This is a genomic window from Sphingomonas sp. BL-S-30, from assembly GCF_055521475.1.
Window position 1 is genome coordinate 3207514 of sequence record NZ_CM145481.1, and the last position, 16093, is coordinate 3223606.

Genomic DNA, 16093 nt, shown 5'->3' on the forward strand with positions numbered 1-16093 from the left:
GGGCTCCCGCCTTCGCGGGAGCACAAGGAGACACAAGGCCTCCTGTCAACAATGTGCCCTCAGATCGCCCGCGCGACTCGGCGCCCCGCCAGCCCAGTCGCGACGATCAGCACTGATGCAGCCACCCCGAACCCGCCCGCGATCAGGAAGGCCGGCAGATAAGTGCCCGTCTGCTCCCGGATCACGCCCGCGCCGAATGCGGCGGTGGCGGCGCCGATCTGGTGCCCGACCATGATCCAGCCGAAGACGATCGGCGCATCGCGCTCGCCGAACGACATATTGGCCAGCTTCACCGTGGGCGGTACCGTCGCGATCCAGTCGAGGCCGTAGAAGATCGCGAACACCGTCAGGCTCACGGCGCCGAAATCGATGAAGGGCAGAGCGATCAGCGAGAGGCCGCGCAGGCCGTAATAGACGCAGAGCAGCTTGCGCGGATCGTAGCGGTCGGTCAGCCAGCCCGAGGCGGTGGTGCCGACCAGGTCGAACAGCCCCATCATCGACAACAGCCCCGCCGCCGCGACCGGCGCGATACCGTGATCGCCGCAAAAGGCGATCATATGCGTGCCGACCAGCCCGTTGGTGGTCAGGCCGCAGACGAAGAAGGTGCCGAACAACAGCCAGAAGATCGGGGTGCGCGCGGCACGGAACAGCGCGTCGAAGGCAAGCATCGGCGTCGCGGCCTGTTTCAGCGGCGGCGGCGGCGCGCTCGCATCGGTTTCGCCGAAACGACGAATGCCGACATCGCCCGGCCTTTCGGGCACGAAGAACAGGACGAGCGGAACCAGGGCAAGGCAGGCGACGCTGACCGCCACGGCCACCGGTTGCCACGCGCCAGCGCTCGACAGCCAGGCCAGCAGCGGCAGGAACACCAGCGCACCGGTCGCGGTGCTCGCGCTCAGCATGCCCATCACCAGTCCCTGCCGCGTCGCGAACCAGCGATTGACCACCGCCGCGCCGAGCACGGAGGCGACGGCGCCGCTGCCCACGCCCGAGAGCACGCCCCAGGTCAGCACATAGTGCCACGGCACGGTCATCCACAGGCTGGCCAGGGTCGCGGCCGACATCAGCAACAGGCCGCCGAGCATGGTCCGCTTGATCCCCAGCGACATCATCAGCGCCGCGGCGAACGGACCGACCAGCCCATAGAGGAAGATCCCGACCGCCGCCGAAAAGGAAATGGTCGCCCGGTCCCAGCCGAAATGCAGTTCGAGCGGCACCATCATCACGCCGGGCGCCGATCGCAGCCCGGCGGAGATGAGCAGCGCGAGGAAGGTCACGCCGACGACGATATAGGGCGCTCGGCCGGCCAGTCGGGTCAGGGGCATGCGGGTTCCTCGCAGGTCAGTCATGAGTTGGGCCGGCCACATCGACCACGCCGCGCAACAGGGTTTCGAGCCGGGTCCAGTCGTCCGCGCCGAACGCGCCGATCAGCCGCTCCTGCGCGTCGCGCCACGGGACGGTGGCGCCCTCCATCGCGGCGCGCCCTGCGTCGGTGAGCGAGGCGATCCGGGCACGCCCGCTCGCTGCCTGCGCGACCTCGATCCAGCCCTGCCGCTCGAGCGGCGCGAGCGCGCGGTACAGCGAGGTCCGGTCCATCACCAGCGCCTCGGCCAGCCGGCTCAGCGGCGTCTCCCCGCCGCGCGCGACGTGCCGCAGCACCGAGAATTGCGCGATCGTCATCCCCGTTCCGCTCAGCGCCTCGTCATAGACGCGCGACACGGCGCGCGCGGCCTTGCGCAGGGAGGTGCACGCGCACGGAGAATCGGAAGGGAGAGAGGTCACGCACATGATGTATATGCATCATGATAGCCGGTCAACGGCGGGAATGAACGGGTGGGCGGCCTGTCCAGCTTCCGCGAGCTGTGGCATCATCGACGGACTACCGGGGGAGCGCGCATGACCGATCGACCAGCCAGCATGCCATGGCTCTATCTGCGCAGCGTTGCCGCCGTGCTGGCCGGCTTCATCCTCATCGTGATGACTCACATCGGCACCGACGAGATCATGCATGCCACCGGGATCATTCCACGCGGCGCGATGTGGAACCCGTGGCACAACCTCCTCGCCCTTGCCTATCGCTGCCTCTTCAGCGTGGCGGGCGGCTTCGTCACTGCCTGGCTCGCCCCGCGCGCGCGGATGCGCCACGTGATCATCCTGGCAGTGATCGGCACACTGGGCGGGATTGCCGGCGTGCTGGCGAGCTGGAACCTGAACCTCGCCCCGCGCTGGTACCCGATTGCGCTGGCAGTCACGGCATTCCCGTCGGTATGGCTCGGCGGCCGTCTGTATCTGCGGCGATACGCGCGGGCCTGACCTGGCGGCATGGCGCGCGTTAGCCCCGGCGACCTCGATTCAACTTTATCCCACGATGGATCACGATCCGCCGCATGAACACTGCGTCAGCCTGGTCGTCACCCCGTCGGACTCGCCTTTCCCTGTTCTGGTCGCGGCCTTTCGCTGTTCCGCGCACAGGTTTCCCTGTTATGGAATTACAGCGATAAAGGCCATTAAGCCGTTATATAATAAAGATAATATTTCCAACAAAACGGACGAAAAAACGGAAAAGATAAAATTCTTCCCTGTTCTTCGCTGTTATGGGGTCGATAACAGCGATGCGCGGCGCCAGAATCGGACGCGGCCTCTCCCGCGCTTACGGGCGGGCCATCCTGCGCGGCAGACAGGTTTCGACAGAAACCACTGTCCCAAACCCGCCCGATTATGCCACGATATGCCATGCAAGCATCCACGACCCCAGCCGCCCGTCCGCTCGCCGAGCTGACCATCCGCGGCATCATCCTGGGCGGGCTCATCACCGTCCTGTTCACCGCCGCCAATGTCTATCTCGGCCTCAAGGTCGGGCTGACCTTCGCCACCTCGATCCCCGCGGCGGTCATCTCCATGGCGATCCTGCGCTTCTTCAAGGATGCCAATATCCTGGAGAACAACATCGTCCAGACGATCGCGAGCGCCGCCGGAACCCTGGCCGCGATCATCTTCGTGCTGCCTGGCCTGATCCTGGTCGGCTGGTGGACCGGCTTCCCCTATTGGACCACCGCAGCGGTCTGCGCGGTCGGCGGCATCCTCGGCGTGATGTTCTCGGTGCCGCTGCGCCGCGCGCTCGTCACCGGATCGGACCTGCCCTATCCCGAAGGCGTCGCCGCGGCCGAAGTGCTCAAGGTCGGTGCCGCGGAAGATGGCGACGAGGAGAATGCCAAGGGGCTGAAGGTCATCATCCTCGGCTCGCTCGTCTCGTCCGGCTTCGCCCTGCTCGCCGCGATGAAGCTCGTCGCGGGCGAAGCGGTGAAGAACTTCCGCATCGGCGGCAGCGCGACCGGCGCGTCGACCAGCTTCTCGATGGCGCTGATCGGCGTCGGCCATCTCGTCGGCCTGTCGGTCGGCGCGGCGATGTTCCTCGGTATGGTGATCGCCTGGGGCGGCCTGATGCCCTATCTCACCAGCGGCGTACCGGGCGAGCTCGACACGGTGGTCAGCACCGTGTTCCGCTCCGAAGTGCGCTTCATCGGCGCCGGCACGATCGGCGTCGCGGCGATCTGGACCCTGCTCAAGATCCTCGGCCCGATCATCGGCGGCATCCGCTCCGCCATGGCGGCGTCGCGCGCCCGCCAGGCGGGCTCGATCCTCGAACTGACCGAGCGCGACCTGCCGATCGGCATTGTCGGCCTGTCGATCCTCGGCACCCTGCCCCCGATCGCCTGGCTGTTGTGGAGCTTCTCGGCGGGTGGCCCGATCCACGATCACGGCTTTGCGGTGATCCTCGGCACGATCCTCTACATCCTCGTCATCGGCATCGTGATCGCCGCGGTCTGCGGGTACATGGCCGGCCTGATCGGCGCGTCGAACAGCCCGGTTTCGGGCGTCGGCATCCTCGCCGTGCTCGGCGCCTCGTTGCTGCTCGTCGCGATCTATGGGCACAGCACGGACGTGGCACGCACCAACGCGCTGATCGCCTATGCCCTGTTCACCACCGCGATCGTCTTCTCGGTCGCGACCATCTCCAACGACAATCTGCAGGATCTCAAGACCGGCCAGCTGGTCGGCGCGACGCCGTGGAAGCAGCAGTTCGCGCTGGTGCTCGGCGTGATCTTCGGCTCGCTCGTGATCCCGCCGGTGCTCGACCTGCTCAACACCGCCTTCACCTTCCAGGGCGCACCCAATGCCAAGGAGACTGCGCTCGCCGCGCCTCAGGCGGCGCTGATCTCGTCCCTCGCCAAGGGCGTGCTCGGCGGCGATCTCGACTGGCGGCTGATCGGCGTCGGCGCCGGCATCGGCGTGGTGGTGATCTTCCTCGATGAGATGCTCGGCCGCGCCGGCAAGATGCGCCTGCCCCCGCTCGGCGTCGGCATGGGCATCTATCTGCCGATGGCGCTGACCCTGCTCATCCCGGTCGGCGCGCTGATCGGCCATTTCTACGACAAATGGGCCAGGCGCCAGAGCAACCCCGATTTTGCCGAGCGCATGGGCACGCTCGCGGCAACCGGCCTGATCGTCGGCGAAAGCCTGTTCGGCGTAGCCTTTGCCGGCATCGTCGGCGCCACGGGCAAGGACGCGCCATTGGCGGTGGTCGGCGCGAGCTTCGCGACGATAGCGCTGTTCGCGGCGCCGGTCGTGTTCGCCGGTCTGATCTGGCTGCTCTACAACCGCACCAAATCGATGGCGCGTTGACCCTTCAAGCCCCTCCTTCGCGGGAGGGGCTCACATCGCCGCGAGCAGCACCTTGATGTCGATGAACGCGAACGCCACGGAGCTGTCCGCCACGCCGTACGGCACGAACAGCTTGTCGCCGTGGCGGATCGCGCCGCAGCTATAGACCACGTTCGGCACATAACCCTCGCGGTCTTCATGTGCCGCCGCCAGGATCGGCTCGCGCGTGCGGCCGAGCACCTTCGACGGATCGTCCTTGTCGAGCAAGACCGCGCCGATCGAATATTTGCGCATCGCGCCGACGCCGTGAGTCAGCATCAGCCAGCCCTCGTCGAGCTCGATCGGCGGTCCGCAATTGCCGATCTGCACCAGCTCCCACGGATAATGCGGCGTCAACAGCTTCTCGCCCTCTTCCCAATGGGTGAGGGTGTCCGACTTGAGCAGGAACAGGTTTTCCCCGTCCTGCCGCCCCATCATCATATATTGCCCGCCGATCTTGCGCGGGAACAGCGCCATGCCCTTGTTGCGCGAGGCGGGCCCGGTCATCGGCACCAGATCGAACGCGCGGAAGTCGCGGGTGCGCAGCAACTCTGATTGAATCGATGAACCATTATAGGCGGTATAGGTACCCAGCCACTCGGCCGAGCCGTCGTCATGCGTGAACTTGACGAGGCGCAGATCCTCCAGCCCCTTCGACTGCGCCGCCGTGATCGGGAAGATCACCGTGCCCGACAGGGTGGAATCGCGATGGCGAAAGACCGTGATCTCGCCCTCGGGCAGCTCCTCCTCGTCCTGGCCGACCGCATCGGTCGCGGTGGCGAAGGGGGGCTCGGGCGCCAGCTTCAGCTCGTTCCGGCTGGTGATGATGCCTTCGCGGAAGGCGACCGACGAGATATGGCCCTCCCCCACCGCGCGCAGCGACATCAGGATGCGCAGCGATCCTTCCGGCATGCCGGTCTGGTCGAAATGCGGCACGGCGCTCGGGTTCATCAGCGCGGCGGCGGCATAGCTGTATTCGTGGCAGAAATACGCGCCGATCAGCTGGCGCTTCTCGTCCCCGATCTCGGTCCCGTCGAGACCGAGCATTTCCTCGATCTCGTCATAGCGGGTCATGAACACACGCCGGGTCTGCCAGTGGCGCGCCTCGAAATCCTTGAGCACCAGCTCGAGCTCGGCCCGCGTCGCCGCGGTGTCGAGTTCCATCACCTCTTTCACCAGTCGCTCGGTACGGCTCCCGCCGTTGCCGGCCCAGGCCAGATGAAAGGGACGCACCACGACACGAGAAGGATCGGCATGCAGCCGCAGTGCGTGGTGAAACAGTTCTATCACGTATGGCCTCGCGCAATGACGTCCTGGCGACGTCGCTAGCGAGGCTATGCGGCGGCGCGTCCGTCAGGTCCTGCCATGCTTTCGGCCCGCTTTGAAAGCCCCGAAATGGCGCAAGATGCCAATTGAAGCGCCAGAATCGACTCGGCGCCCTGGTTGCGGTTCAAACCGGTCGGCATAAGGCCATCGAAACAGCCCCCGTCCTGAGCCGACGCAAGGGGCAGATCGAGGTCGTTCTGGCCGAGATACCAGCGATAGGCACGCATCGCCTCTTCGACCCAGCGCGCATCACCAGTCGCCTTGAACGCGGCAGAGCAGGCATCGATCGTCGCCTGCGCTTCGAGCGGCTGCTGGTCGAACGGCAGCGGCTCTTCATAGGCGCGGCCGAAGCTCTCCGTGCCGATCGCCCGGAAACGGCCTTCGGGTGACGTCTGCTGTGCGACGATCCAGCTCAGCGTCGAGAGACCGCATTTCAGCAGATCTTCGCGGCCGAGCATCATGCCGGCGCGAATGAGCGCCTCTGGCAGCCGCGCATTGTCATAGGCGAGCACGATCTCGAACCATTCCCATTCCGGCCGCCGCGCTTCCTCGACCAGCGCGAGCAGGTCGTTGGAGAAGCGTTCAAGAATGTTGAGCGCCAGTTCATGCCCGGGATGAGCGCCGAGCATTGCGGCGGCGCCGAGCATGGCGAAGGCCTGCGCGCGCGGGCTTTGCAGCTCGAAGGCAAGCGACGCGGTCTCGTCGAACAGCCGCACCGCCCAGTCGCGATGCTTGACCAAAGTCGCACGCCGCGCGGTCACGCCCAGCGCCCAGATCGTACGGCCGTTGGAATCCTCCGACCCATATTCCTCGCACCAGGTGCGATCGAAGTTCATGAAGTTGCGGAAACGGCGCTTGTCCGGATTCCACGCATATTGGATGAAGGACGCATAGATCGTCATCCATTTGTCGCGCACGCCCTCGTCGAGCGTGTCGATCGCGGTCATCAGCATCAGCGCACGGACATTGTCGTCGATGCAATAGCCGTGGCGGCGGTCCGGCACCGAATAGATCGAATGCTGGAGCATGCCGGTGGAATCGCTCATCCGCTCGACCGCGGCGATATCCGGTTTGAGCACCGTCAGGCGCACCCTGGATGCGATCCGGCGCGGCTTGGTCGCGACCATCTCGACGATCTCGCCCATCGCCACCTCGGCGAGGCGCGGCCAGATCATCGTCTGCCCCCGCGCATAAGCGCGCTGCGACAAGGCGGTGCGGTCGCCCTCGCTGCCCAGCAGCGCGTTGATCTCTCGCGCAAAGGCAGCGCTGTCACCGAAATCGACCAGCACGCCGTGTCCGTCCGCGAGGATTTCGGTCGCGTGCACATAGGGCGTCGAGACGACCGCCTTGCCCACGCCGACGGCATAGGACAGCGTACCCGAGGTGATCTGCGCCGGGTTGTTGTAGGGCGTCACATAGATATCGGCCGCCTGGAGATAGTCGATCAGGTCGTCATGCTCGAGGAACGCGTCGATGAACTCGACATGCGCGCCGACACCATGCTCGGCGGCTAGCGCTTTCAGCCGGTCGCGATACGCCTCGCCCTCATGGGCGACCAGATTGGGGTGAGTCGCGCCAAGCACCGCGTACAGCACGTCTGGATGCTCCGCGACGATCGCCGGCAGTGCATCGATCATCGTCTCGATGCCCTTGTTGGGCGCGAGCAGGCCGAAGGTCAGCAGCGTCTTGCGCCCCTGCCAGCCGAACTGCTCCTTCAACGTCGCGGGATCGACGAACGCGCGATCCGGCACGCCGTGCGGGATCATCACGATTGACCGGGGATTGGCGCTGTAGACGCGCTCCAGGATCTCGCGGCCGCGCTCGGCCATCACGATGACTTTGGCGGCCCGGCGCAGGAGCCCTTCCATCACCCGACGTTCATCGGCGCTGGGTTTTTCGAGAATGGTGTGAAGCGTGACGATGACGGGGATCGACACCCGGTCGAGCAGGGCGAGCAGATGCTCGCCCGCCGGCCCACCATAGATGCCATATTCGTGCTGGACCCACAGTGCCTGCGCGCCGCTGCGCTCGATCGCGCGGGCAGCATCGATATAGGCGAACCGGTCCTGGTCCGGGATGCTCGCGGTCACTTCGGCGGGGTAGTGATAGCGCCCGGGATGGTCGTCCATCGCATAGACGTCGATCTTCAACTCGGGGAATCGGCCCTTCAGCGCGGTGAACGTGTCAGTCGTATATGTTGCAAGGCCGCATTTCCGGGGAAGGAAATTGCCGATCAATGCCAGGTGATCGATCGGGGTCACGACCTTTTCCGAAGGAGCCATCGATTGAAACCTCTTGTGAAACGGGGCTGGGAGCCCCGAAATTGCCTCCCACGAACGGCCAAGTTTCAATATGGTTGCACCATTGCTGCAACGCAACAAGAGATTCGCGATAACTTACGTCAAGATTAAGCCGAAATGAACGGCTCACCCCCTGCCGCGATATCCCGGGACGTCCTGCAACGGTAGCCAGAGGCCCTCCGGCGGCGGCCCGGACTGCCAGAACACGTCGATCGGAATGCCGCCGCGCGGATACCAATAGCCACCGATTCGCAGCCAGATCGGCTTCATCTCCGCGGTCAGCCGCTCGCCAATGCCGACGGTGCAATCCTCATGGAACGCCTGATGGTTGCGGAACGCGCCCAGGAACAGCTTGAGCGACTTGGACTCGACGATCGTCTCGCCCGGCGCATAGTCGATCACCAGATGCGCGAAATCCGGCTGCGCCGTCACCGGGCAGAGCGAGGTGAACTCGGGCACGGTGAAGCGCACCAGATAAGGCCGCCCCGGACGCGGATTGGGAACATAATCGAGCACTGCCTCTTCGGGAGAAGCGGGCAGCGCGCTGGACTGGCCGAGATGCTTGGGAGTCATGACCGACTATCTAGGGTGCCGGCGCGTAAAATGGAACGATTGCGGGAAAACGGCGGAATCGCGCGCTCCGGCTCGACGCCGCCCCCGCCACTGGCTAGACACGAGATCAGGAGATTCCTTTCCTTCCGCCCAGCGCTCCGGCCTTGGGTCGTTCTTCCTCCCCGGGACGGTGGAGGGAGGGGAGTCACCGGATGCTCGCCCCGAGCGGACTATTTAGGAGGAACACATGGACTCGCTGGTTACGACGGAATGGCTCGCGAACGAGATGGGCGCGAACGACCTCAGGATCGTCGACGCCACCTATTTCACCACCCTGCCCGGCGAAGCGCCGCGCGATGCGGCGGCGGAATATGAAGCGGCGCACATCCCCGGCGCGGTGTTCATGGACCTGGCCGACCTCTCCGACACGTCGAACCCGCTCCCCTCGATGCTGCCCCCGCCCGAGAAATTCGCCAGCCGCATGCAGTCGCTCGGCCTGGGCGACGGCAGCCGCGTCGTACTCTACGACAATTCACCGCACCACACCGCCGCCCGGGCCTGGTGGATGCTTCGCCTGTTCGGCGCGCACGACGTCGCGATCCTCGATGGCGGCCTCGCCAAATGGCAAGCCGAGGGGCGTGAAGTCGCCACCGGCAAGGAAAGCCTGCGCCATCGCCACTTCACCGTCTGGGCCGACGACAAGAGCGTGCGCAACCTCGACCAGATGAAGGCCAATCTCGACAGTGGCGCCGAGCAGGTGCTCGACGCCCGCTCCGCGGCGCGCTTCACCGGCGAGGAACCCGATCCACGTGCCGCCACCCATGCCGGACACATTCCGGGATCGAAGAACCTGCCTTATGGCAAGCTGTTCAACGCTGACGGGACCTGGAAACAGGGCGAGGCGCTGAAGGCTGAATTCGACGCAGCGGGTATCGATCTGGCCAGGCCCCTCGTCACGACATGCGGATCGGGCATCACCGCCGCTGTCCTCGCCTTCGGCGCACACCAGCTGGGCAACGAGGCCGCCATCTATGACGGCAGCTGGTCCGAATGGGGCGCCGACCGGTCAACCCCCAAGGCAATGGGAACAGCGTGAGCGTATCGAATGAGTGAGAAGGACGGCCACACCAAGGGCGACGCGACCCGCGTCGTCTCCGCTGGCCGTCGGCCTGAATGGACCCAGGGGATCGTCAATGCGCCGGTGTGGCGCGCATCGACGATCCTCTACGGCTCGGTCGCGGAGCTCCGCGCGGCGGGCGGGCGCGATACGCATCACCGCCTGTTCTACGGCCGGCGCGGCACCCCCACCCAATGGTCGCTCGCCGACGCGCTGACGGACTTGGAGCCTGGCGCCGAAGCGACCTTCCTCTATCCCTCGGGGGTCGCGGCGATCGCCGCCGCATTGCTCTCGGTGCTGTCGCCGGGCGACGAGCTGCTCCTGCCCGACAGCGCCTATGATCCGACCCGGTCGATGGGCACCGGCTTGCTCAAGCGCCTGGGCATCGCGACACGCTTCTACGATCCGATGGTCGGTGCCGGCATCGCCGAGTTGATCGGCGACAAGACGCGTGCGATCCTCATGGAGAGCCCGGGCAGCCTGACCTTCGAGGTGCAGGATATCCCCGCCATCGTCGCCGCGGCCAAGGCGCGTGGCATCGTGACGTTGCTCGACAATACCTGGGCAACGCCGCTCTATTTCCAGGCAATCGAACGCGGCATCGACCTGTCGATCCTCGCCTGCACCAAATATATCGTCGGCCATTCGGACGTGATGCTCGGATCGGTCACCGCCGCACCCGGCCATTTCACTAAACTGCGCGATACGAGCTTCCAGCTCGGCCAGATCGCCAGCCCGGACGATTGCTGGCTCGGCTCGCGCGGCCTGCGCACGCTCGCCATCCGTCTTGCCCAGCACCAGTCGAGCGCGCTGAAGATCGCCCATTGGCTGAAGGAGCAACCCGAGGTCGCCGCCGTCTTCCATCCGGCCCTGCCCGACTGTCCGGGCCACGAGTTGTTCCTGCGCGACTTCAAGGGGTCGACCGGGCTGTTCTCCTTCACCCTCAGGGACGCGACCGACGAGGCCCGTGCCGCGCTGATCGACGGACTCGAGCATTTCGGCATCGGCTATAGCTGGGGCGGGTTCGAAAGCCTGGCGCTGCCGGTCGATCCGGCGCGCTACCGGACCGCGACCAAGCGCCGCGATCCGGGGCTGCTGGTGCGGCTGCAGATCGGCATCGAGGATCCCGACGACCTGATCCATGATCTCGCCGCCGGGCTCGAACGCTTCCGGGCCGCGCTCGCATAAATCCTGCCGCGGCCTGGTCGAATGCGCAGGGCTGGCGAGAATCCGGCAAATGAGCTCCGGGCGTGAATGACAGGTTGCACGCATCGTCCTCGCCTGGATCAGCGAGCCCGAAAAGCGGGATCGGCAGGGTCCGCTCCGACGTGCTCAACCGGTTCTTGCGGCTGTTCAGGGAACATGGAATCCAGATCCCGTTTGCGCATCGTCAGATACATGTCAGCAACTATTCATCGCCCGCAAAACCGGTGATCTGATGCCTCACACTGTTGCGCTGGTGCAACATGCTCCGCAAACCGGCGGGCGTGTGACAGAATTATGTTGTGCGCTGCAGCGTGTTTCGGCAATCTTTCCTTACCGAACGGAAACATTGGCACGGGTCGTTGCACGACCTTCCATAGATGCCTGGTCTGGTCGGCTGCAGGTGGGGACCCGTTTTCAATCGAAAGGGACACCCATGCGCTTTTCCACGATCAGCCTCTGCGCGCTGATGCTCGCCTCCGCCACGCCGGCCTTCGCGCAGGAAGAAACCGCGCCGCCGCCGGCCTTCACCGTCTCCGGCGGCGCGACCGTCGTGTCGGACTACCGTTTCCGCGGCATCTCGCAGACCGACAAGAAGGTGGCGCTGCAGGGCACCTTCACCGTGAGCCACGAGTCGGGCCTCTACGCGACCGTCTGGGGCTCCTCGATCGACGACTATGTCGCTGCCGGCAGCGACCAGGAACTCGACCTGATCATGGGCTATTCGCACACCTTCGGTAATGGCGTGAAGCTCGATGGCGGCGTTCTCTATTATTACTATCCGGGCGGTGGCCATGCGCCGACCGACTTCGTCGAGCCTTATATCTCGGTCTCCGCAACGTCGGGACCGGTCACCGGCAAGGTGACCGCGAACTATGCGCCCAAGGCGGATGCGCTCAGTGTCGGCAACGGCAAGGAGGACAATCTCTATCTCGCCGGCGATCTGTCGGCCGGCATTCCCAACACGCCGATCGGCCTCACCGCGCATCTCGGCCACACCTTCGGGCCGAGCTATATCTCGATCGGCGACGAATATACCGATTGGGGCCTTGGCGCGACCGTCACCTGGAACCACCTGACCTTCGGTGCGAGCTATGTCGACACCAACAAGGACGTCTATCTCGGCAACCGCAACCTGAGCGGATCGGGCGTGGTGTTCTCGGTCGGCGCCGCCTTCTAAGCAATCGTCACGGGCGGAAGGGGACGGCCTGCGCCGTCCCCTTTTCCTTGCCCGCTTGCCGCGATCAGCGCCTTGGCCGCCGGCGATCGCGGTGCCGCGACGATTGCATCGGCCGGCCCATCCTCGACGATCCGTCCCGCCTCCATCACCGCAATCCGGTGACACAGGCGGCGCGCGACCGCGATATCATGCGTGATCATCAGGATCGCGAGCCCGCGCGTCCGTTGCAGCCGTTCGAGCAGCTCGAGGATGCGCCCGGCCACCAGCACGTCCAGCGCCGAGGTCGCCTCGTCGAGGATCAGCAGATCGGGCGACGCGACCAGCGCCCGCGCGATCGCGACGCGCTGCGCCTGCCCGCCGGACAGACCCGCCGGGCGGCGGTCAGCGAAATCCGCGCCCAGGTCGACCGTCTCCAGTGCCTCGATCGCGCGTGTCCGGCGCTCGCTGGCGGTCAGTTCGGGCATCAGATGCCGCAATGGTTCGGCGACGCTTTGTGCCACCGTCCATTGCGGATCGAGGCTCGCCGCCGGATCCTGGAACACCGCCTGCATCCGCGCGCGGTGCTCGCGCCGCATCGCCCGACGTGGAGGCAGTTCCTCGCCGCGCCACCGCACTCCACCGCCGTCGCACGGTCCGATCCGCCCGACCGCCCGAGCAAGGGTCGACTTGCCCGATCCCGAGGCGCCGAAGATCGCCAGCGCCTCGCCTTCGGCGAGCGCGAACGACGCGCCGTCGACCGCCATGATCCGCCCGCCGCGCCAGCCCGGCGCGCGAAAGCCGACACGAATCCCTTGGGCCTCGACCAGAGTCCCGCCCGTCGCCGGCGGATCCGGCGCCGGATCGTCCAGCTTCGGGCTGGCGGCGATCAGTGCGCGGGCCGCGGCGCTATTGGGGTGCGTCATGACGTCATCGGTGGCGCCTGCTTCAGCGACCGCCCCCGCCTCGATCACCACGATCGTGTCGGCATGGTGTGCGACCAGTCCGAGATCATGGCTCACCAGCAACAGGCCAAGCCCGTCATCGCGCAGCCGTGCCAATACCGCCATGATCGCGTGGCGCAGATGCGCGTCGAGCGCGCTGGTCGGCTCGTCCGCGACAAGCAGCGACGGCCCGTGCGCGATGGCCGCGGCGATCAGCACGCGCTGGCGCTCGCCGCCCGACAGGCGATGCGGATAGGTGTCTAGCTTCGCGTCGGGCGTGGCGAGCCCGACCCGGTCGAGCATCGCCGCAAGCCTTGTCCGATCGGGCCGCGCCCCGCCCAGCGCCGTCGCGGCTTCGGTCAGCTGCGCGCCGATCGTCAGATGCGGTGTCAGCGCAGTCAGCGGATGCTGGAACACGAAGCCGGCCCGCGCCCGGATCGGGCGGAGATCGGCCTCGCCAAGGCCAATCAGTTCGCGCCCCTCGAACCGCGCCGATCCGCTCGCGACGCCCGGGCTGAGGCGGAACGGCGCAAGGCAGGACAGGCTCTTGCCCGACCCTGACGCCCCGACCAGCGCGGTGCACCTGCCGGGCTCGACCACGAAGCTCATGTCATGGACCAGCGGCACCTCGCCGATCGCCACGCCCAGCCGCTCGACCGCGTAGAGCGTCACCGCGCGAGCCGATCGCGCAGCCGCTCGCCCAGCGCGGTCAGGGCAAGGATCAGACCGACGAGCACACCGCCCGGCACCAGCAGCGCGAGCGGCGCGACGTCCATGTCCTCCGCGCCGTCATGGACGAGGATGCCAAGCGAGGTCAGCGGTTCCTGCACGCCGAGCCCGAGAAAGGACAGGAAGCTCTCGACCATCACCACCTGCGGCACCGTCAGCAGCAGATAGGCCAGCGCGACGCCGGCGACATTGGGCAGGACATGGCGCAGCAGGATCGCGCCGGGCGGGGCGCCCGCCGCTTCCGCCGCGAGGACGAAGGGCCGGTGGCGCAGCACCATCACCTGCCCGCGCACGACCCGCGCCATGGTGAGCCACTCGACCGCGCCGATGCCGAGAAAGACCAGCACGATCGACCGGCCGAACACGACCATCAGCAGGATGACGACGAACATGAAGGGCAATGCATAGAGCGCGTCGACCACGCGCATCATCGCCTCGTCGACCCGCCCGCCGACCCAGCCGGCGACCGCGCCCCAGGCAGTGCCGATCAGCAATGCGACCAGCGCCGCCGCCGCCGCGACCGTCAGCGTGATCCGGGTGCCAATCAGGGTCCTGGCCAGGAGGTCGCGCCCGACGCTGTCGGTGCCGAGCAGATGGCCATGCGTGAAGGGCGCGGCGCGAACGCCCTGCCAGTCGATCTGGTCATAGCCCCAGGGCAGCGCAAAGGGCAGCAGCAACGCCGCCAGCACCAATGCGGCGATGGTCCACCCCGCGACCTTCATCCGCGCACTCGCGGGTCGAGCCAGCCATAGGCAAGGTCGGCGATCAGGTTGAACAGCAGGATCAGGCCCGCATAAAGGATCACCACCCCGAGCACGAGCGGGTAGTCGCGGTTGAGCGCACCCTGCACGAAATAGCGGCCGAGGCCGGGCAGGCCGAACACCGTCTCGATCACCACCGCGCCCGTCAGCAGCCCGGCCGCGGCCGGGCCGAGATAGCTCACCACCGGCACCAGCGCCGGCCTGAGGGCATGGCGCCACAGGATCGTGCGCGGCGCGAGGCCGCGCGCCCGGGCGGTCAGCACATGGTCCTGCGCCAGCGCCACCGCCAGCCCCGCGCGGGCCAGCCGCGCGATCGCACCGGCGACCGGCAACGCCAGCGCGACCACCGGGAGCACCAGTGACCCGGCGCCGTCCAGGCCGGAAACCGGCAACACCTGAAACCAAAGCGCGAAGACCAGGACCAGGGCCGGGCCGGTCACGAAGGTCGGGATCGCCGTCAGCAGCGTCGCGGCGCTCATGATCACACGGTCGATCCGGCCGCCCGCATGAGTCCCGGCAAGGGTCGCTGCGCCGATGCCGAGCGCCAGCGCCAGCAGCAGCGCGAGGCCGCCGAGGGTGAGCGACACCGGCAGGCCCTGCCCGATCAGCGCACCGACGGTGAAGTCCTTATAGACCAGAGACGGTCCGAAATCGCCGGTCAGCACGCCGCCCAGGTAGCGCGCCGCCTGTTCGGGCAGGGGCTTGTCGAGCCCATAGGCAGCCGCGAAGGCGGCGCGGGTGGCGGAATCGAGCGGCCGTTCGCCATCGAACGGACTGCCCGGCGCGGTCCGCATCAGCACGAACGACAGCAGGATGACCGCCAGCAGCGTCGGAACCGCGGTCGCGAGCCTGCGGATCAGGATCGCGCGCATGGTTCGGGCGCGATACTACTCCCCTCCCGCTCGCGGGAGGGGTCGGGGGAGGGCATGTCCGCAAGCGCGCGCTCGATCTCAGCTACTACACCCTCGATCTGCTGCAGCACTTCGTTGTTCCAGAAGCGAATCACCCTGAAGCCCCGTGCTTCAAGGTATCGTGTTCGTGCCGCATCCGCCGACGCATTTGAATCATGCTGGCCACCGTCCACCTCGACGATCAGCTTGGCCGCACGCGATACAAAGTCGCAGATGAAGGTACCAATGGGGACCTGCCGGTTGAACCGGACGCCTGCGACCTTTCGGGCGCTGAGATGGACCCACAACAAGCGTTCGGCATCCGTCGCGTTGGCGCGCAATTCGCGAGCCCGCAGCGTCGGTCTGCCGTAGCCTTTGTCCAACAAGCCCTCCCCCAACCCCTCCCACGAGCGG

The 16093-nt window shown here is 66.7% G+C and carries 14 protein-coding genes; 5 read left to right on the forward strand and 9 right to left on the reverse strand.

Going from position 1 to position 16093, the window contains the following annotated elements; genetic code table 11:
- Positions 1–59: 59 nt before the first annotated feature.
- Both ACZ1I5_RS14875 and ACZ1I5_RS14880 read right to left on the reverse strand, forming a co-directional pair.
- Complete coding sequence (locus ACZ1I5_RS14875) at positions 60–1325, reverse strand: MFS transporter (RefSeq protein WP_465170017.1); 1266 nt, start codon at positions 1323–1325, stop codon at positions 60–62.
- A 16-nt stretch (positions 1326–1341) separates the two neighbouring features.
- Positions 1342–1782: a MarR family winged helix-turn-helix transcriptional regulator gene (locus ACZ1I5_RS14880; RefSeq protein ID WP_465170018.1), complete on the reverse strand. Its 441-nt coding sequence runs from the start codon at positions 1780–1782 to the stop codon at positions 1342–1344.
- A 114-nt stretch (positions 1783–1896) separates the two neighbouring features.
- Here ACZ1I5_RS14880 and ACZ1I5_RS14885 point away from each other — a divergent pair, with 114 nt between their 5' ends.
- Both ACZ1I5_RS14885 and ACZ1I5_RS14890 read left to right on the forward strand, forming a co-directional pair.
- Complete coding sequence (locus tag ACZ1I5_RS14885) at positions 1897–2313, forward strand: hypothetical protein (RefSeq protein ID WP_465170019.1); 417 nt, start codon at positions 1897–1899, stop codon at positions 2311–2313.
- A gap of 420 nt (positions 2314–2733) precedes the next feature.
- Positions 2734–4683 (forward strand): OPT family oligopeptide transporter, encoded by a 1950-nt coding sequence (locus ACZ1I5_RS14890; protein ID WP_465170020.1) that lies wholly within the window; start codon positions 2734–2736, stop codon positions 4681–4683.
- A gap of 30 nt (positions 4684–4713) precedes the next feature.
- Here the strand turns inward: ACZ1I5_RS14890 and ACZ1I5_RS14895 are convergent, their stop codons facing one another.
- From ACZ1I5_RS14895 to queF, 3 genes are all read right to left on the reverse strand, one after another.
- The gene (locus ACZ1I5_RS14895) at positions 4714–5991 is read right to left on the reverse strand and encodes a glycoside hydrolase family 130 protein (RefSeq protein WP_465170021.1); all 1278 of its coding nucleotides are present in this window, start codon (positions 5989–5991) and stop codon (positions 4714–4716) included.
- Between the two features lie 44 nt (positions 5992–6035).
- Positions 6036–8309, reverse strand: a complete 2274-nt coding sequence (locus tag ACZ1I5_RS14900) for a glycosyltransferase family 4 protein (RefSeq protein ID WP_465170022.1) — start codon at positions 8307–8309, stop codon at positions 6036–6038.
- A gap of 144 nt (positions 8310–8453) precedes the next feature.
- Positions 8454–8900 (reverse strand): preQ(1) synthase, encoded by a 447-nt coding sequence (gene queF, locus ACZ1I5_RS14905; RefSeq protein ID WP_465170023.1) that lies wholly within the window; start codon positions 8898–8900, stop codon positions 8454–8456.
- Between the two features lie 226 nt (positions 8901–9126).
- Between queF and sseA the strand changes: the two genes are divergently transcribed.
- From sseA to ACZ1I5_RS14920, 3 genes are all read left to right on the forward strand, one after another.
- Positions 9127–9975: a 3-mercaptopyruvate sulfurtransferase gene (gene sseA, locus ACZ1I5_RS14910; protein WP_465170024.1), complete on the forward strand. Its 849-nt coding sequence runs from the start codon at positions 9127–9129 to the stop codon at positions 9973–9975.
- A gap of 9 nt (positions 9976–9984) precedes the next feature.
- Positions 9985–11184, forward strand: coding sequence for a cystathionine beta-lyase (metC, locus tag ACZ1I5_RS14915; protein ID WP_465170025.1), 1200 nt, complete (start codon positions 9985–9987; stop codon positions 11182–11184).
- Positions 11185–11635: 451 nt separating this feature from the next.
- Positions 11636–12379 carry a TorF family putative porin gene (locus tag ACZ1I5_RS14920; RefSeq protein ID WP_465170026.1) on the forward strand — a complete coding sequence of 248 codons (744 nt, stop codon included), beginning with the start codon at positions 11636–11638 and terminating at the stop codon, positions 12377–12379.
- On the opposite strand, the gene ACZ1I5_RS14925 is transcribed toward ACZ1I5_RS14920, so the two are convergent.
- From ACZ1I5_RS14925 to ACZ1I5_RS14940, 4 genes are read right to left on the reverse strand one after another with little or no spacing between them, the layout of a single operon-like run.
- Positions 12376–13971, reverse strand: coding sequence for an ATP-binding cassette domain-containing protein (locus ACZ1I5_RS14925; protein WP_465170027.1), 1596 nt, complete (start codon positions 13969–13971; stop codon positions 12376–12378). The genes ACZ1I5_RS14920 and ACZ1I5_RS14925 overlap by 4 nt on opposite strands.
- A complete protein-coding gene (locus ACZ1I5_RS14930) occupies positions 13968–14750 on the reverse strand; it encodes an ABC transporter permease (protein ID WP_465170028.1) in 783 nt (260 codons plus the stop codon). The genes ACZ1I5_RS14925 and ACZ1I5_RS14930 overlap by 4 nt, the downstream gene beginning before the upstream one ends.
- Positions 14747–15661, reverse strand: coding sequence for an ABC transporter permease (locus ACZ1I5_RS14935; protein WP_465170029.1), 915 nt, complete (start codon positions 15659–15661; stop codon positions 14747–14749). Before ACZ1I5_RS14935 ends, ACZ1I5_RS14930 begins: the two co-directional genes overlap by 4 nt.
- The gene (locus tag ACZ1I5_RS14940) at positions 15646–16062 is read right to left on the reverse strand and encodes an endonuclease domain-containing protein (RefSeq protein WP_465170030.1); all 417 of its coding nucleotides are present in this window, start codon (positions 16060–16062) and stop codon (positions 15646–15648) included. Before ACZ1I5_RS14940 ends, ACZ1I5_RS14935 begins: the two co-directional genes overlap by 16 nt.
- Between the last annotated feature and the right edge of the window lie 31 nt (positions 16063–16093).

What these genes read in the sequence shown, in the direction of transcription:
- ACZ1I5_RS14930 (WP_465170028.1), bottom strand. Translation starts at nt 14,750, where the DNA reads ATGAAGGTCGCGGGGTGGACCATCGCCGCATTGGTGCTGGCGGCGTTG.
- sseA (WP_465170024.1), top strand. Translation starts at nt 9,127, where the DNA reads ATGGACTCGCTGGTTACGACGGAATGGCTCGCGAACGAGATGGGCGCG.
- ACZ1I5_RS14875 (WP_465170017.1), bottom strand. Translation starts at nt 1,325, where the DNA reads ATGCCCCTGACCCGACTGGCCGGCCGAGCGCCCTATATCGTCGTCGGC.
- ACZ1I5_RS14920 (WP_465170026.1), top strand. Translation starts at nt 11,636, where the DNA reads ATGCGCTTTTCCACGATCAGCCTCTGCGCGCTGATGCTCGCCTCCGCC.
- ACZ1I5_RS14900 (WP_465170022.1), bottom strand. Translation starts at nt 8,309, where the DNA reads ATGGCTCCTTCGGAAAAGGTCGTGACCCCGATCGATCACCTGGCATTG.
- ACZ1I5_RS14890 (WP_465170020.1), top strand. Translation starts at nt 2,734, where the DNA reads ATGCAAGCATCCACGACCCCAGCCGCCCGTCCGCTCGCCGAGCTGACC.
- queF (WP_465170023.1), bottom strand. Translation starts at nt 8,900, where the DNA reads ATGACTCCCAAGCATCTCGGCCAGTCCAGCGCGCTGCCCGCTTCTCCC.
- metC (WP_465170025.1), top strand. Translation starts at nt 9,985, where the DNA reads ATGAGTGAGAAGGACGGCCACACCAAGGGCGACGCGACCCGCGTCGTC.
- ACZ1I5_RS14885 (WP_465170019.1), top strand. Translation starts at nt 1,897, where the DNA reads ATGACCGATCGACCAGCCAGCATGCCATGGCTCTATCTGCGCAGCGTT.
- ACZ1I5_RS14935 (WP_465170029.1), bottom strand. Translation starts at nt 15,661, where the DNA reads ATGCGCGCGATCCTGATCCGCAGGCTCGCGACCGCGGTTCCGACGCTG.